Origin of the sequence: Haloarchaeobius iranensis, from assembly GCF_900103505.1 — an archaeon.
Classification (GTDB): Archaea; Halobacteriota; Halobacteria; order Halobacteriales; family Natrialbaceae; genus Haloarchaeobius; species Haloarchaeobius iranensis.
The window spans coordinates 1-20,432 of sequence record NZ_FNIA01000004.1 but is presented as its reverse complement, the minus strand read 5'-3'; the positions used below and the strand labels follow the sequence as shown (position 1 = coordinate 20,432).

Genomic DNA, 20,432 nt, shown 5'->3' with positions numbered 1-20,432 from the left:
GGGGCACTCGTACCGGGAGCCGAGACTTCCGTCCCCGCCTACACGTACTGCTCCTTGAAGCGGTCGTAGAGCGTATCCAGCGCGTCGGGGGCGTCGGTTCGGTCGGTGAAGCGAACGTCCACGATGCCGGGCGGCGCACCAGCCGGCACGTCGAACGACTCCACGAGGTCGTTCTGTCGGCTGGAGAACCGTTCGATGGCCGCCAGCGCCTCGGACTGGACCGCGTAGTCGGGGAGGTCGCCGGTCTCCAGGTGGACGGTGTCGGACCCGGCCTCGGCGACGGCCGACAGCTCGTCGAACAGGAGCAACACCTCGTCCACGACCTCCTCCGGGTCGACGTACTCCTCACGGCCGCCGCTGGCACTGCCGGCGGCGGACGACGAACGGCCCGTCGAACGGTCCCGGTCCCTCGTCGACTCCACTGAGGCCGGGTCGCCGCGGTTGCTGACGCTGATGTGGCCGTCCGCGACGCGGTACTCGACGCCGTACTCGCTCTCGAAGGCCGGCGCGAGGTCGCGGGCGAACTCGGGGTCGACCTCGCCGGGGAGGCTCACGCGGTCCTGTCCGTGGTCGAGCGCACCCGCGAGGCTGCCGAAGAACTGCACCGTGGTCAGCAGGCCGTCGGCGGTGCGCCGCGCGTCTTCGACGAGCCGCTCTGCCTCGTCGAAGCGACAGTCGTGGAGCGCTTCGCGAGCCTCGCGGAGCTGTGTCTCGACGCTGTGGACGCTATCGACGCCCGGGTCGTGCCCCTCGACCAGCTTCGACTCGACGCGCTCGCGAACCGCGCCCTCGAGCCGTTCCAGCTCGTCGCGGGCCCGCTCGACATCGCCTTCCGCGGCATCGTGAGCCTCGTCGAAGGACTCCTCGGTGTCGGCGACGTGGCGCTCGATGCGCTCCTGGTGGACCCGTATCTCGTCGAGGACATCGGCGACCGTCGCGAGGTCGACGTCGTCGCGGTCGAGCAGCCGCCGGACGGTCCGGTCGACCTCCCCGACGTGGGTCGGCTCGTTGCTCGGCGGGAGCCTGACCTCGCGGAACGTGCTCCGGAGGTTGACGACCTCGTAGGTCCGGCCGTAGCGCGAGCGCACCGTCAGGTCCACGTCGCCGCGTTCGACCGCCGCGTCGACGCCGTCGGCGAGGTCGGCCTGGACGCGGTCGACCGCGCCCTCCGGGTCGCGTCGCTTCGCGCTGTCGAGCAGCTCCGCGGCCCGCCGCCGCCCCTCGCTGGCGTCCGTGACGGACGACCGCACGCTCTCAACTTTCGATGCGAGTTCGTCGTAGGCCTCGCGCTCGCGGTCCACAGCGGCCCGGGCCTCGCTGACGGCGTTCGGGGCGAGGTCCGCGAGGGCGTCGAGGGTCTCGTCGCCCATCGTCCGGCGGTACTCGGACTCGAACGTCTCTCGCTTCCGGTCGACGAGGTCCGCCGCTTCGGCGAGGTCCTCGGCCGCCGCCGACTCGAGGTCGACCGTCCAGTCGCGGAGCCAGGCACCGCCCAGCGCGCCCGCACTGGCGACGAACGGGACGGCGAAGAACAGCGCGAGCTGTGCGACGCCGATGCCGCTGCCGAACAGCGACGAGTAGACCCCGAAGAAGAGAACGAGAAAGAGCACGGAGACGAGCCCGGCGCAGGCGAAGGTCACGTCGCGGTTCCGCAGCAAGCCCATGGCGACACCCTGTCCCACCCACGCGGCGGCGATGAGCACGAAGAGGACCAGCACGACCGCCGTGCTCGCCTTGAACTGGATGGCCGCCTCTTTGAACACCTGCAGCGAGATGAACGCGTCGACGACGCCACCGACGACCGGGAGTGTGCGCGCCTCCACGCCGGCGAGCGCGAACGCTGCCTGCAGGAACGTCCCCACCACGGGGAGTCCGGCGAGCCCCCACCCGGCGAACGGCAACAGCTGTCCGTCTTGCATACCCACACATCAGACGGGTTGCATGAAAACGTTTGTCGCCGCCCTCCCGCGGCGACGAGCGATAGCGCGGCCGCTGTGGCCGTCGGGCTGGCCTCGCTGTGTGGCGTTACTCGTCCGTGTCGTCGCGGATGGCGCGTGCCAGCACGGGGTGGAGCATCGGGTTGTCGTCCTCGTCGCGCTGGAACAGCGGCTCGCCGCCGAGCCGGTCCTCGAGGGTGCCCGTTCGTTTCTCCACGGTTCGTTCGGTGTACCCCGTCTCTTCGACGAGTTCGTCGAGTGTCAGTGGGCCCTCCGCGGCCGCGAGAGCCTCGGCGATCTCGTACTCGGACTGGACGTACTCCGAGGCCATCTTGTCGACGAGCGCGGCGACTTCATCCGGTATCTCCTCGGTCATGCCCCGGATTTGTACGCCGGGTGTCCTAAATGATTCGGGAACGCGTCGAGTGTGCGTGCGGCGGATTCCCAGCCCGTGACAGGGTCGACGAATACGTTCGGGAACAGCTACTCGGGCGATTTCGACCGACTATCCCCCATGGCGACGGACCCGGACTCGACCGCCAAGGACGTACCGTGGCCCCAGCGACTTCTCGACAGCATCTGGTTGCTCGCGCTCGCGGCAATCGTCTACTGGGTGCTCTCGTACATCGTCTGGGGACTGATCGACATCTTCAGCGTCCCCATGGGGTGACCACGGATGGATTCACCACTCGACGAACCGGAGGGGAACTGGTGGGACGAGGCCGTCAACCGACGCGAGACGCTGTGGATCGCGCTCTCGGCCGGCTGGGCCCTCTCCCTGTTCGGCTGGATGATCGGCTGGACGGAGTTCGGCGACCAGAACAACGTCGGCCAGACCTACAGCATCACGCCCGACGAGTTCCAGACGAAGGTCGCCGACTTCAAAGACCGGGCGGAAGACACCGAGCGCGGGCTCGTCCCCGCCGACGAGGACGTCTACGTCGGTGCGCTCCAGTGGGGCTGGGACGGGCTGCCGGTCGTGCTGGAGGCTGGTGAGACGTACCGGTTCCACCTGGGCTCCTACGACGTCCAGCACGGCTTCTCGGTGCGCAACGAGGAGAACCTGAGCCAGCAGATGTCGCTGCAGATACTGCCGGACTACGAGTGGGTCGTCGAGATGGAGTTCGACGAGCCCAGCACGTACCACGTCGTCTGCAACGAGTTCTGTGGCAACGGCCACCGGAGTATGCACAGCACCATCCACGTGGAGGGGTGACATGTTCGGACGCAGCACCTACGACTACGACGACGACGGCTTCCGCCGCTGCTCGGTGACCGGGCTCGACATCCACCGGTCGGCGGAGGACATGGTGAAGCTGTACGGACTGACGGCCATCCTGGCGCTCGCTGTCGGCGGCGTCTTCGCGGTGTTCGTCGCGCTCACGCGCTGGGAGGTCGTCGGGCTGCTCTCGCCCGGCGACTTCTACACCTACCTGAGCATCCACGCGTGGAACCTGCTCATCTTCTGGATGGTGTTCATGGAGATCGCCATCCTCTACGTCGGCGGCCCGTTCGTGCTCGGCAGGAAGCTGGCGCTCCCGTCGCTGGCGAAGGCGGGCTACGTCGCCATGCTCGCCGGCGCGGTGACGGTCAACGCCGCGATCTGGCTGACGAGCTACCCGAACAACGCGCCGCTGCTGACCTCCTACGTCCCGCTGGAGTCGAGCTGGCAGTTCTACCTCGGGGCGCTCGTGTTCGTCCTCGGCGCAATCGTCGCCGCGCTGCCGTTCTTCGCGACGATGTGGCGGGAGAAGCGCGAGAACCCGAACGCCACGCTCCCGCTCGTCGCGTTCGGGGCGTTCGCGACCAGCATCATCGCCTTCGAGGCGCTGGTCGGCGGCGTGCTCACCTACGGGCCGGCGCTGCTCTGGCGGCTGGAGATACTGGCGACGCTCGACTCGGCGTTCTACCGCCAGATGTACTGGATCATCGGGCACGGCAGCCAGCAGATCAACCTGCTCGCGATGATAACCGTCTGGTACTTCATCACCCACGTCGTCGGCGGGGCCGAGGTCGCCAGCCAGAAGGTCTCCCGGACCGCGTTCGTGCTCTACATCTTCTTCATCAACATGGGGGCGGCGCACCACCTCATGTCCGACCCCGTGGTCTCGACCGGCTGGCGGATGTGGAACACGTCGTACGCGGCCTACGGCGCGGTGCTGGCGAGCATGATCCACGCCTTCGCCATCCCCGCCGGGCTGGAGGCCGGCCGCCGCGCCAAGGGCAAGGGCGGCGGCCTGTTCGGCTGGCTCTGGAGCGGCCCGTGGGACGACCCGGGGTTCTCGGCGACCATCCTGAGCATCGTCCTCTTCGGCTTCCTCGGCGGCATCACCGGCGTCATGATGGGCCAGATGCAGCTCAACATGACCTGGCACAACACGCTCGCCGTGCCGGGGCACTTCCACGCGACGGTCGCCACCGGAACGACGCTCGCGTTCATGGGCCTGGGCTACTACGTGCTCCGGCTGGTGTTCGGCCGCGAGTGGTCGCTCGGCCCCATCGCGAAGATACAGCCGTTCCTCTACGGCGGCGCGATGGGCGTGACCGTCGTGATGATGATGTACGCGGGCGTTCTGTTCGGCGTCCCGCGACGGCACCCGACCGTGATGGACATCCCCGGGACGGAGTTCAGCTTCGAGGCGGCCGCGCCGTTCTTCGCCATCTTCGGGGTCGGCGCGCTGGTCTCCATCGTCGGTGGCGCGCTGTTCGTCGTCGTCGCCCTCGCCACGCTGTTCACGGGCGACGAGTTCGAGGGCGGACCGGTCGGTGACCTGAGTCGCACCGTCGCCGACGGCGGTGGGTCGGACCACGAGCCGGTCCACGAGCAGAGCATGCGGGGGACGTTCGTGCTGACGCTGGTGTTCTTCGCGACGTTCGTCGTGCTGACGGCGCTGAACTGGTACCTGCTCTCGAACATCTGGGGGATAGGTCCCTGACGATGGACCGGGCGCTCCCGCGACAGCTCTGGTCGTTGGTCAAGCCCCGCATCGTGGCGCTGCTCTGTGTCACGGGGCTGTTCGCGCTCCTGGCGGCCGGTGGCGGCCCGCCGAGCGTCGTCGCCGGATTCGTGGTCGCGGGGGCGCTGATCGCGGCGAGCTCGGCGGCGCTGAACTGCTGGTACGACCGCGAGCTCGACCGCCACATGGAGCGGACCGCGGACCGACCGCTCCCCAGCGGGCGGCTCGATCACCGGGTCGCGCTCGCGTTCGCACTCTCCCTGTTCGTCGCGGGGAGTGCGGTCGGGCTGGCGACGCTCCCGCTCGTGGCTGGCGGCTACATGTGGCTCGGCGTCGCCGCGTACGTCGGCCTCTACACGGTCGGACTGAAGCGCCGCCACTGGACCGGCGTCGTACTCGGGGGCTCCGCCGGGTCGTTCCCGGTGCTGGCCGGGTGGACGGCCGTCGCTCCGCTCTCGGTCGAGGCGGTCCTCATGGCGGCGCTGGTGTTCGCCTGGACGCCGGCCCACGCCTGGGCGCTCGCCCACGTCTACCGGTCGGACTTCGCGGCCGCCGGGGTGCCGACGCTGCCGGTCGTCGCCGACGAGGCGGTCGTCCGCCGGGCGGTGTGGTACGCCGTCTGGGCGACGCTGGCCGTCGCGGCGCTGCTCGTCCCGTTCGCTGGCCTGCTGTACGCCGTCACCCTGGCGGCCGCCGGGGGCGCGCTCCTGCTCGGCTATCGCGGGTTCAGCCGGACCGGCAGCGAGCCGGACGCCGTGCGCGCCTTCTTCACCTCGAACCTGTTCCTGTCGACGCTGTTCGTCGCCTGGGGCGTCGGCGGCCTCGTCTCTGGAGCCGAGCCGGCGCTCGCGGCGGTCGCCCTCGTCGCGGTCCCGGCGCTGTTCGTCGGTCTCTGGAACGCCCGCCCCGCGCTCCGGGGCGTCCGGGCGGCCCCCGGCCACGAGTGGCGGCCGGTCGTCCGTGCGCTGGTCGACGAGCTCCCGGTCGTGCTCCGGGAATACGTTCGGGACAACGACCACCGCCACCCCGCCGATAACTCCAACCGATGACGGACGACCCGACCGAGTCGACCGGTGCCGACGAGGCCGCCTCCCCCGTCGCGTTCCTGCTCGGACTCGTCGGGAACGCCTGGAGCACGCTGAAGACGGTGTACTACGCCGACTCGGTCAGCTGGCGGGTCATGAAGAGCGGCGGTCTGCTGTTCCTCGGGCTGTTCTGCTGGGCGGGCTCGAACATCCTCTACTCGTACAACCCCGACCTCTGGCTGCTCCGCTACCCGATGGCCTACGGGTTCCTGCTCCTGGCGTACGGGCCGATACACCACCTCGTCACGCTCCCGCTGGCCTACCGCCTCCGGCGGGCGAGCGGCTGGCTCCGGACGCTCGGACAGCGGCTCCCGAACGCGATGCTCGTCGTCTTCTTCGTCGCCGTCCTCGTCCTCGGGACGGTCCCTGTCGGGGCGATGACCGTCGACTTCCGGAGCACCCTCGAGTCGAGCGGTGCCGACATCAGCCCGGACCTCCACTGCGTCAAGTCCGACGTCGACGAGGACGTGGCGGTGCACTGCCACCTCTCTGACTCCCGTGGCGTCGACAGCGTCGTCGTCCGCAGCGGCGGCCAGGACATCCACGTCGACGACGACCCGCCGTACGAGTTCACCATCCGGGCCAGCGAGGTGCGGTCGGTCCGCGGTCAGCAGCAGTTCACCGTCGAGCTTCGCGACGGCGAGGGCGACCTCATCCGTCGGTACGTGCGGCGACTCGCGCTCGTCGAGGAGGGCTGACGGCACCAGAGGCTTGATGCCTCGCTGCGAACGTCCCGACAATGAGTGCTGCCACCGAACTTCGGGACATCCTCACCGAGGGGGACGAGCTGACCATCGTCTGCCACAACAACCCGGACCCCGACTGCCTCGCGAGCGCGCTCGCCCTGGGTCGCATCGCCGCCGACGCGGGCATCGACGAGCGACGCATCCTCTACAGCGGCGACATCTCGCACCAGCAGAACCGCGCGCTCGTCAACCTGCTGGAGATAGAGCTCCAGGAGTTCGACGCCGACATCGTCCGTGACCGCGAGCCGGGGTCGCTGCTCGCGTTCGTCGACCACGCCGTCCCCGGGGTGAACAACCACGTCCCCGACGGCACGCTGGTGGACGTGGTCATCGACCACCACCCGACCGACGATATCGAGGCCGGCTTCCAGGACCACCGCGACGACGTCGGCGCGACGGCAACCATCCTCACGGAGTACGTCCGCGAGCTCGATACCGAGCTCGACGACCAGCTCGCGACGGCGCTGCTGTTCGCCATCCGGCGCGAGACGCTCGGGTTCCTGCGCGGGGCGACCGCCGCCGAGTACGAGGCCGCGGGGTTCCTCCACGGGCAGGCCGACCGCGACCTCCTCAGGAAGCTCTCCAGTCCTGCGGTCAGCAGCGCGACCGTCGATGCCATCGCCGACGCCATCGAGAACCGGCAGGTGTTCGGGGCGGTGCTGCTCTCGAACGTCGGCCGGACCAGCGAGCGCGACGCGCTGCCACAGGCGGCCGACTACCTCGCGACGCTCGAGGGTGTCGGGACGACGTTCGTCTTCGGCATCGTCGGCGACTCCATCCAGCTGAGCGGCCGGACGACGGACTCGCGGGTCAACGTCGGCAGCGTCCTCCACGATGCGTTCGACGACGCGGGCAGCGGCGGTGGGCATCGGGAGATGGCTGGTGCGGAGATACCGCTCGGCATCTTCGCCGACTACACGTCCAACGACCGGCACCTCGTCGACATCGTCGAACAGGTCGTCACGGCCCGGCTGCTCGCCGAGCTCAACATCGACACCGACAAAGGCGACACCCAGGAGAACGAGGCCGGCTGACGGGTCACCGACCGTCGACGCCCGTGAACTCGAACCGGGCCCCGCCGGCCGCGCTCCCGGTCACCGTCACGGTCCAGCCGTGGGCCTGGGCGACCTGCTCGACGATCCGCAGGCCGAAGCCGGTGCCGTCCGCGGCGGTCGTGTAGCCGGCTTCGAACACCTGGTCGCGCTCGTCCTCGGGGATACCGGGGCCGTCGTCGGCGACGTAGAACCCGTCAGGCAAGTCGCCGACGGTGACGGTCACGTCCGCGCCGGCCTGCTCGGCGTCGCGCGTCGCCGAACCAGCGTCCGAGGACCCGTGTTCCACGGCGTTCCGGAAGAGGTTCTCGAACAGCTGGCGGAGCCGCCCCTCGTCGGCCTCGACGACGCCGGTGGCCTCGACGACCAGCGTCGCCTGGTCCGTCTCGACGTTCCGCCAGCAGACGTCGACGGACGACGGGAGGTCGACCGTCGAGGGGTCCTGGACCTCGTCGCCGCCGCGGGCCACCGAGAGGAGGTCCTGGATGAGCTCGCGCATCCGCTCGTGGGCCCAGGCCACTTCCTCGAGGTGTTCGTTCTCCACCGCCGTCATCGCGAGCTCGAGTTCGCCCTCGGCGACGTTCAGCGGGTTCCGGAGGTCGTGACTGACGAAGCTCGCGAACTCCGCCAGCCGTTCGTTGCGCTCCTCGAGCTGTGCCTGGTACTCGTGGCGCTCGACCTCGTAGGCGAGCCAGCGACTGGCGACCTCGACGAACGCCCGCTCGCTCCCGGTGAACTCGCGGTCGCGGGGTGCCGTCGCCGCGAAGCAGAGCGTCCCGTACAGCCCGCCGTCGACGACGAGCTTCCCCCCGACGTAGGCGCCGAGCTCGAACAGTTCGTAGGCCGGGTCGTCGGGACCTATCTCGGCCGCGAGGGCGTCGTGCATCGCGAGGATGCCGTCGGTCTCGACGGTCTTCCGGCAGTAGGACCGCTCGATCGGACAGCTCTCCCCCGGCTGCAGCAGCTCGTGGTCGCCCGTCGCGGTGACGATGTGCTGTGTCGAATCGTCGGTCTTCGAGACGAAGCCGTACGGGAGGCCGAGGTAGGAGCGGCCGAGTTCGAGCACCCGCGACTGTTTCTCCTCGAAGCTGAGCTCCGTGTTCGACGCCAGCTTGTAGAGCTGATGGAGCGCCGCTACGCTCTCCTCGAGTTCCGTGGCCACCCGTCGCTCCTCGGTCACGTCGCGGAGGGAGACGGTCGCCCCGTCCCCGGACGGGTACACCTGGACCGCGAGCAGCGAGCCCGTGGGGCCGTAGTCGAGGTCGAACGAGGCCGAGTCGCCGGTCGCTATTGCGGTCGCGAGACGGTCGTCGAGCGTCTCGCCCGCTTCGTCCTGCAGTCCGGTCGCGAGGGCATCGCCGACGAGTTGCTCCCGGCCGCGTCCCAGGAGTTCGACCGCCCGGTCGTCGAGCCGGGTGACCACCCGGTCGCCGTCCACGGCGAGGAAGCCGTCGCTCGTCCCCTCGGGCAGTGCCGTCCGGCCGTCGTCGGGCTGGCCCGTGTCGGTCCCGTCCACGATGACGTAGCCACCGTTCGGCCCGGCGCTCGGCACGACGCGCACGCGGGCCCAGCCGTCGTCGACGGTCGCCAGACGGCACTCCGTCGGCTCGTCGGTCGGGTCCCCCGGTTCGGAGACGGTGGCGATGGCCGCCGCCCGGTCGGCCGGGTGGACGTACTCGCCGAGGTGACGGTCGGTCAACTCCGCCGGGACGTACCCGAGCACCTGTTCGACGGGCTCGCTCGTCCGTCGGATACGCGCGTCCCGGCCGATGACCATCGCGAGCCCCGGCGCGTGCTGGACGAGGCCCTCCAGGTCGGTCTGTAGTGTGTCGTCTCCCATCGTGGCGTGCACCGCGTCTGCGGTTAGATACCTCTTGACAGTCACGCCGTAGGTAACTTGTGGCGGTCCCGCTGAGCGGTGCCCCGGCTGTCGGAGGTTCGGGTTCCGGGCGTGGAGGTGGACGACCGCTGCCACCGCGGCCCCCGCTTCGGCGGCCGCCAGGCGTAAACGGTTGGTAGAAGGAGGCGTGGGAGATGTGTCGGCGGTGCAACTGTAGCCCGCCACTGGTCCAGCGTCGCCGGTGGGCGAAGCGACATACGGCGGGGGCACGTACGTCTGGCCACCATGCATCACGACACCCCCGGCGGCGTCCGGTTCGAGTACGACGGGCCGACGCTCCGGCTCGGGTCCGGGTCGGTCGCCTCCCTCGGGCCGGAGCTCGCGTCGACTGGCTGTGAGCGTGCGCTGGTCGTCTGTGGCTCGACGGTCGGCCGGACTGCCGCCGTGATGGAGCCGGTCCGTACGGGCCTGGGCGACCGCCTCGCCGGCGAGTTCCCGCAGACGACACCCGACAAACGGCTCTCGACCGCGTACGACGGGGTGGCTGCGATGAAACGACACGACGCGGACGCACTCGTGGCGGTGGGTGGCGGGAGCAGCATCGACGTTGCGAAAGTGATGAGCGTCCTGCACGCCGACGAACGCCCTCCGGACCGGGTCGGTGCCGAACTCGCCGAGACCGGCACCGTCTCCATTCCCGACGGCGACCTCGCGCCGGTGTTCGCGGTGCCGACCACGTTGGCCGGGGCCGACCTCTCGCAGGTGGCCGGCATCACGGCCCACCCGTCGTCGAGCCTGGTCGATGCGTTCGTCGCCGGCGGCGTCTGGGACGAGCGCCTGATGCCGACCGCCGTCGTCGGTGACGCCGAACTCGTCGCGACGACGCCCGAGTCCGTGCTCGTCGGCTCGGCCATGAACGGCTTCGACAAGGGCGTCGAGACGCTGTACGCGAGCACCCGGACGCCGGTGACCGACGGCACCGCGGGTCGCGGCCTCCGGTTGCTCGCCGAGCACCTCCCGCGGCTCGGACGCGAGGGCGCGACACCGGCCGTCCTCGACCCCGTCGTGGAGGGCATCACGCTCGTCCAGTACGGTATCTCGCGCCCGTCCGAGACGACGCTCTCGGTCGTCCACGCGTTCGGGCACGGGCTGACGCGGGGCTACGGCGTCCAGCAGGGCGTCGCCCACGCCGTCGTCGTCCCCCACGTCCTCGAGTACCTGTTCGAGCACGTCGATGCCCGGCGTGAGCTCCTCGCCGACGCGCTCGGCGTCGGGGACGCGGCGGAGCCGGCGACTGCGGTCGTCGAGACCGTCACCGCGGTCCGTGACGCGCTCGACCTGCCGACACAGCTCCGCGACGTGGACGGGCCGGAGCCAACGGAGTTCCCGGCGGTCGCGGAGGCGATCCTCTCGGACTCCTTCATGAGGAACGCGCCACCGGGGCTCGACGCGACACAGTCGGATATCGAAGCAGTGCTCGAAGCGGCGTACTGAGTGCCGCGCGACCCGGCCGGTCCACGGGTTGAAACCAGACGACTCGAATATGTTCGGGCCGCCCTCGAAGCTTTGTAGCCGGGGCGAGGAGGGTCGTTCATGAACACGGTCAGTCTCACGCGGTCGATTGACGGGTCGGCGGACGCCGTCAGGGACGCGGTGGGCGACCTCCAGGCGTTCACCGAGGCCGCCGGCTTCGACGGGGTGACCGTCGAGGACGACGTCGTCACCATCACGAACCACGTCGGCCTGCTGGAGATTCAGCTCGAACTCGTCGTGACGAGGGACGACCCCGAGACGCTGGTGCTGGAGCAACGCGACGGCATCTTCGAGTCGATGACCACCTGGTACACCGTCACCGGCGATACCGAATCGTGCGAGGTCACCGCCGAGACCGAGTTCGCGCTCGATGTCGCCATCGTCGGGCAGGTGCTCGACGCGACGGTCATCAAGCGACAGCGTTCCACGGAGCTGACCCGGCAGCTCGACTGGTTGCAGGAGCGGTTCGGCGACGGTCCGTAGCCGTTCCGCTCGAAGTACGAAGCAATTTTAGTTCCGTCGGCACGTCCCTGTAGGTATGGACTACGAGGACCAACTGGACCGCGCGATGGACGAGACGCCCGAGATCAGTTCCACGGGCGAGCGCTTCAGCGTCCCCGACGCCGAGGTCCGGCAGGAGGGAAAGATGACCGTCTACGAGAACTTCAAGGCGACGACGGACACCCTGAACCGCGAGCCGTCGCACGTGATGAAGTTCTTCCAGGACGAACTGGGGACCAGTGGCCACATCGACGAACGGGGCCGGGCGCGGCTCAAGGGCGAGTTCCGCCAGGACCGCATCGCCGACGCGCTCGCCGAGTACGTCGACTCGTTCGTCCGCTGTACGGAGTGTGCCTCGCCGGACACGCGGCTCGTCACCGAGCAGGGGACGACGGTACTGAAGTGCGATGCGTGCGGGGCGCTCTCGGCGGTCCCCGACCTGTAGTCACCGGAGTTGTTTCAGCGTCTCGAGGTCGCGTTCCGTCCGCATGAACTCCGCCACGCGACGCGTCGCGTGGCAGGTCGGGCAGCTGTAGTTACGCTTCGGGCCGGGGAGCTCGTCCGGTCCCAGCTCCCACTCCTTGTTACACTCAGGACAGAGAAGCCGGACGTAGGTTTCCACCATGGCACGGGATAACACCACCTGGGGAGAAAAAGGTTGAGGCTAACCCCGAAGCCGGAGCGATTCGTGGGAGACCCGCCCGATCAGGCGGAAGCGAAGCCCGTATCCGAGGCCTCCAGCAGCTCCTTGTACCGGTTGCGGATGGTGACCTCGGAGATATTCGCGACCTCGCTGACCTCGCTCTGGGTGACCTTCTCGTTGGTCAGCAGGGCGGCCGCGTAGATGGCCGCCGCGGCGAGCCCGACCGGCGACTTCCCCGAGAGGATGCCCGCGTCGCGGGCGTTCTCGAGCAGCTGGCGCGCCCGGCGCTCGGCCTCGTCGCTGAGGTCGAGGTCGCTGGCGAACCGCGGCACGAACTTCTCGGGGTCGGCGGGCTGGATCTCGAGTTTCAGCTCGCGGACGACGTAGCGGTACGTCCGGGTCAGCTCCATCTTGTCGACACGGCTGACGACCGCCATCTCGTCGAGGCTGCGCGGCGTGCCGGCCTGGCGTGCCGCGGCGTACAGCGCGGCGGTGGCGACGCCCTCGATGGAGCGGCCGGGGAGCAGGTCCTCCGCGAGTGCGCGGCGGTAGATGACCGACGCCGTCTCGCGGACGTTCTTCGGGAGACCGAGCGAGCTGGCCATCCGGTCGATCTCGCCGAGGGCCTGCTTGAGGTTGCGCTCCTTGCTGTCGCGGGTGCGGAAGCGCTCGTTCCAGGTGCGCAGGCGCTGCATCTTCTTGCGCTGGCGACTGGACAGCGAGCGCCCGTAGGCGTCCTTGTCCTGCCAGCCGATGTTCGTCGACAGGCCGTCGTCGTGCATCATCTTCGTCGTCGGCGCGCCGACGCGGGACTTCGAGTCGCGCTCGCTCGCGTCGAACGCACGCCACTCGGGCCCGCGGTCGATGTTCTGGTCGTCGACGACGAGCCCGCAGTCGGTGCAGACGGTCTCGCCGTGCTCGGCGTCGAACCGCACGTCACCGCCACACTCGGGGCAGGTCATCTCGGCCTCGCTCGTCTCCGTCCGTGTTCGCTCGTTCGTCTCTGTCGTCTGTGTCTCCTCTGTGAAACGGGTGGTTATTGAATCGCTCATGTTGATCTCCTGAAGCTCGCCTCCGTTCGGGCCAGAAAGAAAGAACGCCCTCGTCGGAGTACTCTTCACCCTTAGTTAGTGCGGCAAGTATATAAACTTTAGCCCTAGTTTATAAGTATAGCACCGATGAGTACATCTCGATACCGCTCGACGGTGAAAGCCTTATATATTGCCATGCCACTCGCTGACGTGCTGGTATAAAAGGGTTGGGTGCCGGTTGGCTGCCTTACCGGTCTGCGCGCCGCCGCGCGATGCCGGCAGCCGCGACGAGCGCCACGAGCGCCACGGCGATGCCGAAGCCGGGCGAGCCACCGTCGTCGGACTCGCCCTCACCGTCCATCTCCGTGCCGTCCATCGCGGTCGTCTCCTCCGTCATCGTCGTCCCGTCGTCCATCTCGGTCGTCTCCATCGAGTCGTCGTCCGTCGTCGTCGTCTCGGTCCCGTCGTCCATCCCGCCGGTCACGGTCGCACTGGCGGTGTCGACGACAGCGCCGCCGGCGGAGACGTAGGGGCCGTCGGCGGCGCCCTCGGACTCCTCGAACGTGTACGTCCCGTCACCGTCGCTGTCGTAGTGGGCCATCGGGACCAGCGTCGTGTCCTCCTCGAGGGGGGCGTCGAGCGTTATCTCGACGTCCTCGTGCGTGCCCGGACCGAGGTACGCGGAGGTACCCCGGATGCTCTCGAACACTGCGCCCTCGGTCACGGTCGCATCGTGGACCGTCACGAAGCCGCCGTCCTGCAGCGTCACCGAGTCGACGACGACCGTCGTGCCGTCGGTCTCCTGGTCGCTCATGCTGACGAACGCGCCGACCTGGACGCGGGCGGTGTCGACCACCGCGCCGCCGTCGTACGTGTACGGACCGTCCGCCTCACCCTCGGTCTCGGCGAAGGTGTACGTCTCGTCACCGTCGGAGTCCATGTGTGCCATCGGGACCAGCGTCCCCGTCGAGCGGACCGGCTGGTCGAGCGTGACCGTCACCTCCTCGTGGTGGCCGGCCTCGAGGTACTCGGACGTCCCGACGACGCTCTCGAACACCGCTCCGGCGAACAGCGAGCTGTCGTGGACCGTCACGAAGCCGCCCTCCGCGAGGTCGACATCCTCGACGACGACCGTGCGGCCGTCCGAGACCTGGTCGGCCATCGAGACGCTCGCGCCGAGCGTCGCCATCCCGGTGTCGACGACGGCGCCGCCGTCAGCCGTGTACGGGCCGTCGGCACCGCCCTCGGACTCCTCGAACGTGTACTCCATGTCACCGTCGGTGTCCTTGTGAGCCATCGGGACCAGCGTGGTGTCCTCGGTGACAGGCTCCTCGAGGATGACCTCGACGTTCTCGTGCGTGCCCGGTGCGAGGTACGCGGAGGTGCCCCGGATGCTCTCGAACACCGCACCCTCGGTCACGGTCGCGTCGTGGACCGTCACGAAGCCGCCCTCGGGCAGGAACACCTCGTCCACGACGACGCGCTCGCCGCCGGTGGACTGGTTCGCGAAGCTCACGGTCGCCTCGGTGCCGATGCTGACCGCGGCCGTGTCGACGACGGCGCTCCCGTTCGCGGTGTAGGGGCCGTCGGCGGCGCCCTCGGACTCCTCGAACGTGTACGTCCCGTCACCGTCGGAGTCCTCGTGGGCCATCGGCACCAGCGTCGTGTCCTCGGTCAGCGGCTCGTCGAGCGTGACGCGGACGTTCTCGTGGACGCCCGCCTCGAGGTACTGGCTGGTGCCGCGGATGCTGTCGAAGACGGCACCATCGGTCACGGTCGCGTCGTGGACCGTCACGAAGCCACCCTCCGAGAGCGCGACGCGGTCGACGACGACCGTGTCGTTCGCGACGGCGCCGTCGTCCATCGAGACCGTCGCGGAGACGGTGACCGCGGCCGTGTCGACGACGGCGCTGCCGTCAGCCGTGTACGGCCCGTCCGCCTCACCGTTCGAGGCGACGAACGAGTACGAGCGGTCGCCGTCCGTGTCCCGGTGTGCCATCGCGACGAGCGTCGCGTCCTCGCTCACCGGGTCGTCGAGCGTGATGGTCACGTTCTCGTGCGTGCCCTCCTCCAGGTACGTCGAGGTACCCAGCACGCTGCCGAAGACGTTCCCCTCGGTGACGCTGGCGTCGTGGATGGTCACGAAGCCGCCCTCCGCCATCGTCACCTCGTCGACGGTCACCGTGTGGCCGCCGGACGTCTGTGCTTCGAACGTGACCGAGGCGTGGTTCGACTCGGCCGTCGTGTCGGTGCCTGCCGCCGCGACCCCTGCGACCGCGCTGGTGCAGAGTGCGACGACGACGATCAGTACCGTCAATCTGTCTCGCATACCCGGACCGACGGGAAGGTATTAAAAAGGAATTTTCCGAACTGCGGCCCGCCTCTCACCCAATTTCGTTCCACATATGTCCGCAGTCCCGCGATTATCACGGCAGCCGCCGTCTGACGGTGGCGCTCGGAGTGGGACTGAACGGCAGCATAAACGGTTCCGGTAATAAGTCGGTCGTTTCAGCCCGCCGAGTATCGCCCCGAATCAGTCCCAGCTGACCCAGACGAGGAAGGCGAGGCCGAGCGTCTGGAGCCCGTGGATTATCATCTGTGCGCGCCAGACCGGCGACACCTGGTCGTGCCACCAGCCCGACAGCGTCGGGTCCACGAGGTAGTAGTACAGCACGAGCGCGTTCTCCGCCAGCAGGAAGATGGAGAATATGAGCAGCCCGAGGGTGTGCTTCGACCGGAACTTCAGGTAGTTGCGGCCCCAGATGTAGCCGAGTACCAGCAACAACAGCACGTTGACGCCGGTCGAAACCTTCGCCAGGTCCACCCAGATGCTCATCTATTCCACCCTTTGGAAGGTCCAATGAAATACTCTTTCCCAATTTCGGCCATAGTAGTGCTCACTCCACCTGTTCGATGATCTGTTCGACCGTGTCCCAGTGGTCACGCGCCTGTCCCGTCGGCAGGTACACCGCGCCGTAGTCGTCGCCGCTGTTCTGGACGATGTCGTTCTCCATCAGCACGTCGAGGTGGTGTCGGACGGTCTTGTAGTCCAGGTCCAGCTCCTCGGCGAGCTTGTTCGCGTTGCGCGGCCGTTCGTCGATGGCACGGAGGATGCGGACCCGGTTCTCACCGCCGCGAGTTCCGGTCATCACGTACCAGAGAACGGCCTCCATCAGTACGTCTGGACTCGGCCCCCCCTTGTAATTCCATCGCCAACGAGCGGCGGTGTTCCGGGCAGCGGCAGGGGCTGCTCCGGGGAACACGTATAAACCAGCGACCGTCGTGGGTGGCGTATGGACGAGCGTCACTTCGAGACACGGGAGGTCCACTCACACGCGAGAAACGACCAGTACGGTGCGATGATGCCGCCGATCTACGCGAACGCCACCTACGAGTACGCGTCGCCGACGGAGCAGCAGAGCGAACACCGGTACTCGCGCATGTCCGCACCGACCCGTGGCGCGCTCGAGGATTCGTTCGCGATGCTGGAGGGCGGTGAACACGGCTTCGCCTTCGCGAGCGGGATGGCCGCCATCGACGCCGTGTTCGCGTCAACCCTCTCGCCGGGCGACCACGTCGTCGCCGCGAAGAACCTCTACGCGGAGACCCACGACCTGCTCGCCGACGTCTACGCCGAGTACGGTATCGAGACGACCCACGTCCCGGTGAACGACGCCGACGCCATCGCGGACGCCATCGGGCCCGACACCGAGCTGGTCTACTTCGAGACGCCGACGAACCCGGTGCTGCGGGTCGGCGACATCGAGGCGGCCGCCGAAGCGGCCCACGAGCACGACGCGCTGCTCGCGAACGACAACACGTTCGCGTCGCCGTACCTCCAGCGCCCGCTCGAACTCGGCGCCGACATCGTCGTCGAGTCGCTCACGAAGTACCAGGGCGGCCACTCCGACGTGCTCGCCGGCGCGGTCGCGACGAACGACCCGGATGTCGCCGAAGACATCGAGTACACCCAGTACACCCGGGGCGCCATCCTCGGGCCGTTCGACTCGTTCCTGGTCCTCCGCGGGATGAAGACGCTCTCGGCGCGGATGGACCGGCACTGCGCGAACGCCCGCGCGGTCGCCGAGTTCCTCGACGACCAGCCCGGCGTCGACCCGGTGTACTACCCCGGGCTCGAGTCGCACCCGAACCACGAGGTCGCGGCCCGGCAGATGGCCGACTTCGGCGGGATGGTGGCGTTCGAACTCGACGGCGACCGGGAGACGGTCACCGAGTTCGCCGCCGGGCTGGAGGTGTTCGCGCTCGCGGAGAGCCTTGGCGGCGTCGAGAGCCTCGTCGAGGTGCCCGCGCTGATGACCCACCAGGACCTCTCGCCCGACGAGCTCGCCGAGGCCGGCATCGACGAGGGGCTGGTCCGGCTGAGCGTCGGCATCGAACACCACGAGGACCTCGTCGCGGACCTGGCGCAGGCGCTCGACGTGGCACTGGACTGAGCCATGGTCGAGGCATCCGACGCCGAGTACCCGGACGACGTGGTCGACCTCGCGGCCCGTCTCGTCAGGGTCGACTCCGAGAATCCGCCGGGGAACGAGCGCCCCTGCGCCGAGTACGTCGTCGACTGGTTCACCGAGCACGGCGTCGACGCCGAGCTGGTGCCGACGCCGAACACGGACCGGCCGAACGCCGTCGCGACGGTCGGCTCGGGCGACCCGACGCTCGTGCTCAACGGCCACACCGACGTGGTACCGGCCGACGACCCCGACGAGTGGGCTCACGACCCCTTCGGCGGCGAGGTCGAGGACGGGAGGCTCTGGGGCCGCGGGAGTACAGACATGAAGACCGGGCTGGCGCTGGCGATGGTCGCGACCCTGAACCGCGAACGCGCCGACGCCGAGCCGCCCGGGACGCTCGTCGTCCACGCGGCCGCCGGCGAGGAGACCGGCCTGCCCGGGACGCGGACCCTCATCGAGGAGGGATACGGTGGCGACTACGCCGTCGTCCTCGAACCGACCGAGCTCCGCGTCGCGACGAGCGCGAAGGGCGTCGTCACCTACCGCATCGGCGTCCACGGGGAGTCCACCCACGCGAGCAACCCGGACGAGGGGACGAACGCCATCGACGGGGCCCGGGACGTCATGGACCGCATCGACGAGTACGACGCGCGACTCCGCGAGCGCAGCGACCCGCTCGTCGGGCAGGCGTACGCGAACGTCACCGCGTTCGAGGCCGGCACCGGGTCGAACATGGCCGTCGTCCCCGCCCGCGCCGAGTTCCTGCTCGACCGGCGCATCCTCCCCGACGAGTCCATCGAGGACGTCGACCGCGAGGTCGACGATCTGCTCGCCGCCGCCGAGCGCGAGGACGGCGTCGTCGCCGAACGGGAGACGGTCCAGCACTACGCGTCGGCGGGCATCGAGCCGAACCACCCACTCGCGGAACTCGTCCGGGACGGGACCGGCGACCTCGCCCCCGACGAACCGTGGGGGATGGCCGCGGCGACCGACGCCCGGGAGTTCGTCGCGGACGGCACGCCGGCGGTCGTCTGGGGGCCGGGCTCGCTCTCCGAAGCCCACACCGTCGACGAGTCCATCCCGGTCGCCGAAGCGGAGCGGGCGCTCCCGATTCTGGAGAGCGTCGTCGAGGACGTGCTCTCCGGCGGGTTGGACGGCTGAGACGGGAGGAACGGGTCTTCAGACGGTGAACAGATGGCCCTCGCGTGGGACGTCGAACAGCCCGACCCGGGCACCCGCATCCAGCCACGCGTGCCCGTAGGAGAACGCCGCCAGCGCGTTCACGAGGTCGTCGTTCTCGCGGAAGTGCTCGCCGTCGTCGAGGTACGAGGCGGCCATCTCCAGGCAGTCGAGCGCCGCCTCACCCATCGGCGTGTCCCCGGGTGCCGAGACGGTGACCTCCTCCAGCGCCTCGGCGAGCAGGTCGTGGTACCGGTCGGTCTTCTCCTGGAGGTCCGCAGCCATCTCAGAGCCAGTCGGCCGCCCAGCTCTCGATCTCGTCGAAGACGGGACAGAGCGACGCACCCTTCTCGGTGAGGCTGTAGTAGGACGCGATGGGTGCGTCGGCCTCCACGCGGCGCTCGACGAAGCCGAGTTCGCCGAGGTCGTCGAGGACGCGCGAGAGGGTTCGCGAGCTCGCGCCGGTCGACCGCTTCAGCTCGTTGAACCGCTTCTCTCCCTCCGCGAGGTCGTGGAGGACGACGAGCCGCCACTGCGACCCGATCTGTTCGAGCGAATTGACGACCGGGCAGGCGCCCGCGTTCTTCTCGGCGGTACCGTTCTTCTCCGTCGAGTCGAGTGCTTCCGATGACATCGATGGTATCTGGTTACCCAATTGTCGCCTGAAGTATATATAGGTTCGGAATAAAACCAGGTAACGTAATGATACCAGATTTCGACCCGAGACTCGCATCGACTCGGACCGACCAGAACCGCACGGAGGCGAACCGATGACGCTCGAGATAACCGGCACCGCGGCCGTCGTCTTCCTCGTCGCCCGGGTGCTCGTCGGGGGCGTCGTCGCGTTCATGGGCGTGAACCACTTCCTGAACGCCGAGGACATGGCGGGCTACGCCGGCATGAAGGGCGTCCCGGCTCCGGGCCTGATGGTCCCGTTCACCGGGGGCATGCTCCTCTTCGGGGGGCTCTCCATCGCGCTGGGGTTCTACCCGGCCCTCGGCGCGGGTGCCATCGCGGTGTTCCTCGTCGTGACCACGCCGCTCATGCACGACTTCTGGGCGGTCGAGGACCCGGAACAGCAGCAGACCGAGATGACCGCGTTCCTGAAGAACGTCGTCAGAGCGTGTCATAGAATCCATCTCATAGTTTCTCACAGCCCGGTTCGTTTCCTCGCTCGTAGTTGGTGATAGCAATGACGAGCCGGAGACACAGTGCCAGGAACACTTCTGTTCGTGCGTGGACGCGGCCTCGGGCGCGGACGTGCCCGAGGCCGCAGTCCTTGACTGCGTCGTTGGTCCGTTCGACCCCTGTCCGGTGGTTGTACGTCTCGTCTAAGACTGACTGCTTGAGCTGAACGTCCTCGCTGTGTTCGGTGATGCGGTCTTCGACTCTGTACTCGATATCTTTCGGGTGGTCAGTGTTTCGCGGGTTGTATGGAGCGATTGGCACGACCCCT

General features: G+C 68.7%; 23 protein-coding genes. 12 read left to right on the top strand and 11 right to left on the bottom strand.

Translation table 11 applies throughout. The annotated features are described in order from the left end of the window. Nucleotides 1-38 precede the first annotated feature (38 nt). Together BLT27_RS04285 and BLT27_RS04280 are read right to left on the bottom strand one after the other, a co-directional pair. Entirely contained in the window at nucleotides 39-1,919 is a 1,881-nt protein-coding gene (locus tag BLT27_RS04285; RefSeq protein ID WP_089731804.1) for a hypothetical protein, read from the bottom strand. Nucleotides 1,920-2,025: 106 nt separating this feature from the next. Beyond that, on the bottom strand, nucleotides 2,026-2,313 hold the full coding sequence (locus BLT27_RS04280) for a hypothetical protein (protein ID WP_089731803.1): 288 nt from the start codon (nucleotides 2,311-2,313) through the stop codon (nucleotides 2,026-2,028). Nucleotides 2,314-2,451: 138 nt separating this feature from the next. Between BLT27_RS04280 and BLT27_RS19645 the strand changes: the two genes are divergently transcribed. From BLT27_RS19645 to BLT27_RS04255, 6 genes are read left to right on the top strand one after another with little or no spacing between them, the layout of a single operon-like run. Next, nucleotides 2,452-2,607: a hypothetical protein gene (locus BLT27_RS19645; RefSeq protein ID WP_175526380.1), complete on the top strand. Its 156-nt coding sequence runs from the start codon at nucleotides 2,452-2,454 to the stop codon at nucleotides 2,605-2,607. A 6-nt stretch (nucleotides 2,608-2,613) separates the two neighbouring features. Beyond that, nucleotides 2,614-3,153: a cupredoxin domain-containing protein gene (locus tag BLT27_RS04275; protein WP_089731802.1), complete on the top strand. Its 540-nt coding sequence runs from the start codon at nucleotides 2,614-2,616 to the stop codon at nucleotides 3,151-3,153. Nucleotide 3,154: 1 nt separating this feature from the next. Continuing rightward, nucleotides 3,155-4,873 (top strand): cytochrome c oxidase subunit I, encoded by a 1,719-nt coding sequence (locus BLT27_RS04270; RefSeq protein ID WP_089731801.1) that lies wholly within the window; start codon nucleotides 3,155-3,157, stop codon nucleotides 4,871-4,873. A gap of 2 nt (nucleotides 4,874-4,875) precedes the next feature. Then, on the top strand, nucleotides 4,876-5,943 hold the full coding sequence (gene cyoE / locus BLT27_RS04265) for a heme o synthase (protein ID WP_089731800.1): 1,068 nt from the start codon (nucleotides 4,876-4,878) through the stop codon (nucleotides 5,941-5,943). Further along, on the top strand, nucleotides 5,940-6,677 hold the full coding sequence (locus tag BLT27_RS04260; RefSeq protein WP_089731799.1) for an Ig-like domain-containing protein: 738 nt from the start codon (nucleotides 5,940-5,942) through the stop codon (nucleotides 6,675-6,677). Before cyoE ends, BLT27_RS04260 begins: the two co-directional genes overlap by 4 nt. A gap of 41 nt (nucleotides 6,678-6,718) precedes the next feature. Further along, entirely contained in the window at nucleotides 6,719-7,759 is a 1,041-nt protein-coding gene (locus BLT27_RS04255; RefSeq protein ID WP_089731798.1) for a DHH family phosphoesterase, read from the top strand. A gap of 4 nt (nucleotides 7,760-7,763) precedes the next feature. Here the strand turns inward: BLT27_RS04255 and BLT27_RS04250 are convergent, their stop codons facing one another. Next, nucleotides 7,764-9,617 (bottom strand): ATP-binding protein, encoded by a 1,854-nt coding sequence (locus tag BLT27_RS04250; RefSeq protein WP_175526379.1) that lies wholly within the window; start codon nucleotides 9,615-9,617, stop codon nucleotides 7,764-7,766. A 285-nt stretch (nucleotides 9,618-9,902) separates the two neighbouring features. On the opposite strand from BLT27_RS04250, the gene BLT27_RS04245 reads away from it, so the two are divergent. The 3 genes from BLT27_RS04245 to BLT27_RS04235 all read left to right on the top strand — a co-directional run bounded on the left by BLT27_RS04245 (nucleotide 9,903) and on the right by BLT27_RS04235 (nucleotide 12,096). Beyond that, on the top strand, nucleotides 9,903-11,111 hold the full coding sequence (locus tag BLT27_RS04245; RefSeq protein ID WP_089731796.1) for an iron-containing alcohol dehydrogenase family protein: 1,209 nt from the start codon (nucleotides 9,903-9,905) through the stop codon (nucleotides 11,109-11,111). Between the two features lie 99 nt (nucleotides 11,112-11,210). After that, nucleotides 11,211-11,633 (top strand): hypothetical protein, encoded by a 423-nt coding sequence (locus tag BLT27_RS04240; protein ID WP_089731795.1) that lies wholly within the window; start codon nucleotides 11,211-11,213, stop codon nucleotides 11,631-11,633. Between the two features lie 55 nt (nucleotides 11,634-11,688). Beyond that, complete coding sequence (locus BLT27_RS04235) at nucleotides 11,689-12,096, top strand: translation initiation factor IF-2 subunit beta (protein ID WP_089731794.1); 408 nt, start codon at nucleotides 11,689-11,691, stop codon at nucleotides 12,094-12,096. Here the strand turns inward: BLT27_RS04235 and BLT27_RS04230 are convergent, their stop codons facing one another. The 5 genes from BLT27_RS04230 to BLT27_RS04210 form a co-directional block, all read right to left on the bottom strand. Further along, a complete protein-coding gene (locus BLT27_RS04230) occupies nucleotides 12,097-12,276 on the bottom strand; it encodes a DUF7836 family putative zinc-binding protein (RefSeq protein WP_089731793.1) in 180 nt (59 codons plus the stop codon). Between the two features lie 80 nt (nucleotides 12,277-12,356). Beyond that, on the bottom strand, nucleotides 12,357-13,346 hold the full coding sequence (locus BLT27_RS04225) for a transcription initiation factor IIB (protein ID WP_089731792.1): 990 nt from the start codon (nucleotides 13,344-13,346) through the stop codon (nucleotides 12,357-12,359). Nucleotides 13,347-13,572: 226 nt separating this feature from the next. After that, on the bottom strand, nucleotides 13,573-15,654 hold the full coding sequence (locus BLT27_RS04220; protein WP_089731791.1) for a DUF7282 domain-containing protein: 2,082 nt from the start codon (nucleotides 15,652-15,654) through the stop codon (nucleotides 13,573-13,575). A 204-nt stretch (nucleotides 15,655-15,858) separates the two neighbouring features. Continuing rightward, nucleotides 15,859-16,161, bottom strand: coding sequence for a DUF8036 family membrane protein (locus BLT27_RS04215; RefSeq protein ID WP_089731790.1), 303 nt, complete (start codon nucleotides 16,159-16,161; stop codon nucleotides 15,859-15,861). A gap of 61 nt (nucleotides 16,162-16,222) precedes the next feature. Further along, a complete protein-coding gene (locus BLT27_RS04210; protein ID WP_089731789.1) occupies nucleotides 16,223-16,498 on the bottom strand; it encodes an ArsR/SmtB family transcription factor in 276 nt (91 codons plus the stop codon). 120 nt (nucleotides 16,499-16,618) lie between these two features. Here BLT27_RS04210 and BLT27_RS04205 point away from each other — a divergent pair, with 120 nt between their 5' ends. Both BLT27_RS04205 and BLT27_RS04200 read left to right on the top strand, forming a co-directional pair. Further along, a complete protein-coding gene (locus tag BLT27_RS04205) occupies nucleotides 16,619-17,779 on the top strand; it encodes a trans-sulfuration enzyme family protein (protein WP_089731788.1) in 1,161 nt (386 codons plus the stop codon). Nucleotides 17,780-17,782: 3 nt separating this feature from the next. After that, a complete protein-coding gene (locus tag BLT27_RS04200; RefSeq protein ID WP_089731787.1) occupies nucleotides 17,783-18,958 on the top strand; it encodes a M20 family metallopeptidase in 1,176 nt (391 codons plus the stop codon). A gap of 18 nt (nucleotides 18,959-18,976) precedes the next feature. On the opposite strand, the gene BLT27_RS04195 is transcribed toward BLT27_RS04200, so the two are convergent. Continuing rightward, nucleotides 18,977-19,261 carry a DUF357 domain-containing protein gene (locus BLT27_RS04195; RefSeq protein ID WP_089731786.1) on the bottom strand — a complete coding sequence of 95 codons (285 nt, stop codon included), beginning with the start codon at nucleotides 19,259-19,261 and terminating at the stop codon, nucleotides 18,977-18,979. A 1-nt stretch (nucleotide 19,262) separates the two neighbouring features. Continuing rightward, entirely contained in the window at nucleotides 19,263-19,610 is a 348-nt protein-coding gene (locus BLT27_RS04190; protein ID WP_089731785.1) for a winged helix-turn-helix transcriptional regulator, read from the bottom strand. A gap of 136 nt (nucleotides 19,611-19,746) precedes the next feature. Here BLT27_RS04190 and BLT27_RS04185 point away from each other — a divergent pair, with 136 nt between their 5' ends. Continuing rightward, the gene (locus BLT27_RS04185) at nucleotides 19,747-20,163 is read left to right on the top strand and encodes a DoxX family protein (RefSeq protein ID WP_089731784.1); all 417 of its coding nucleotides are present in this window, start codon (nucleotides 19,747-19,749) and stop codon (nucleotides 20,161-20,163) included. On the opposite strand, the gene BLT27_RS04180 is transcribed toward BLT27_RS04185, so the two are convergent. Beyond that, nucleotides 20,117-20,432: transposase (locus tag BLT27_RS04180; protein WP_139172245.1), on the bottom strand; the 316-nt coding region annotated here is incomplete at its 5' end. The genes BLT27_RS04185 and BLT27_RS04180 overlap by 47 nt on opposite strands.

Bases quoted from the DNA above. Each gene is read 5' to 3' on its own strand.
- BLT27_RS04185 (WP_089731784.1), top strand. From the start codon at position 19,747: ATGACGCTCGAGATAACCGGCACCGCGGCCGTCGTCTTCCTCGTCGCC.
- BLT27_RS04225 (WP_089731792.1), bottom strand. From the start codon at position 13,346: ATGAGCGATTCAATAACCACCCGTTTCACAGAGGAGACACAGACGACA.
- BLT27_RS04240 (WP_089731795.1), top strand. From the start codon at position 11,211: ATGAACACGGTCAGTCTCACGCGGTCGATTGACGGGTCGGCGGACGCC.
- BLT27_RS04235 (WP_089731794.1), top strand. From the start codon at position 11,689: ATGGACTACGAGGACCAACTGGACCGCGCGATGGACGAGACGCCCGAG.
- BLT27_RS04270 (WP_089731801.1), top strand. From the start codon at position 3,155: ATGTTCGGACGCAGCACCTACGACTACGACGACGACGGCTTCCGCCGC.
- BLT27_RS04205 (WP_089731788.1), top strand. From the start codon at position 16,619: ATGGACGAGCGTCACTTCGAGACACGGGAGGTCCACTCACACGCGAGA.
- BLT27_RS04255 (WP_089731798.1), top strand. From the start codon at position 6,719: ATGAGTGCTGCCACCGAACTTCGGGACATCCTCACCGAGGGGGACGAG.
- BLT27_RS04245 (WP_089731796.1), top strand. From the start codon at position 9,903: ATGCATCACGACACCCCCGGCGGCGTCCGGTTCGAGTACGACGGGCCG.
- BLT27_RS04220 (WP_089731791.1), bottom strand. From the start codon at position 15,654: ATGCGAGACAGATTGACGGTACTGATCGTCGTCGTCGCACTCTGCACC.
- BLT27_RS04200 (WP_089731787.1), top strand. From the start codon at position 17,783: ATGGTCGAGGCATCCGACGCCGAGTACCCGGACGACGTGGTCGACCTC.
- cyoE (WP_089731800.1), top strand. From the start codon at position 4,876: ATGGACCGGGCGCTCCCGCGACAGCTCTGGTCGTTGGTCAAGCCCCGC.
- BLT27_RS19645 (WP_175526380.1), top strand. From the start codon at position 2,452: ATGGCGACGGACCCGGACTCGACCGCCAAGGACGTACCGTGGCCCCAG.
- BLT27_RS04195 (WP_089731786.1), bottom strand. From the start codon at position 19,261: ATGGCTGCGGACCTCCAGGAGAAGACCGACCGGTACCACGACCTGCTC.
- BLT27_RS04260 (WP_089731799.1), top strand. From the start codon at position 5,940: ATGACGGACGACCCGACCGAGTCGACCGGTGCCGACGAGGCCGCCTCC.
- BLT27_RS04190 (WP_089731785.1), bottom strand. From the start codon at position 19,610: ATGTCATCGGAAGCACTCGACTCGACGGAGAAGAACGGTACCGCCGAG.
- BLT27_RS04280 (WP_089731803.1), bottom strand. From the start codon at position 2,313: ATGACCGAGGAGATACCGGATGAAGTCGCCGCGCTCGTCGACAAGATG.
- BLT27_RS04250 (WP_175526379.1), bottom strand. From the start codon at position 9,617: ATGGGAGACGACACACTACAGACCGACCTGGAGGGCCTCGTCCAGCAC.
- BLT27_RS04215 (WP_089731790.1), bottom strand. From the start codon at position 16,161: ATGAGCATCTGGGTGGACCTGGCGAAGGTTTCGACCGGCGTCAACGTG.
- BLT27_RS04210 (WP_089731789.1), bottom strand. From the start codon at position 16,498: ATGGAGGCCGTTCTCTGGTACGTGATGACCGGAACTCGCGGCGGTGAG.
- BLT27_RS04230 (WP_089731793.1), bottom strand. From the start codon at position 12,276: ATGGTGGAAACCTACGTCCGGCTTCTCTGTCCTGAGTGTAACAAGGAG.
- BLT27_RS04275 (WP_089731802.1), top strand. From the start codon at position 2,614: ATGGATTCACCACTCGACGAACCGGAGGGGAACTGGTGGGACGAGGCC.
- BLT27_RS04285 (WP_089731804.1), bottom strand. From the start codon at position 1,919: ATGCAAGACGGACAGCTGTTGCCGTTCGCCGGGTGGGGGCTCGCCGGA.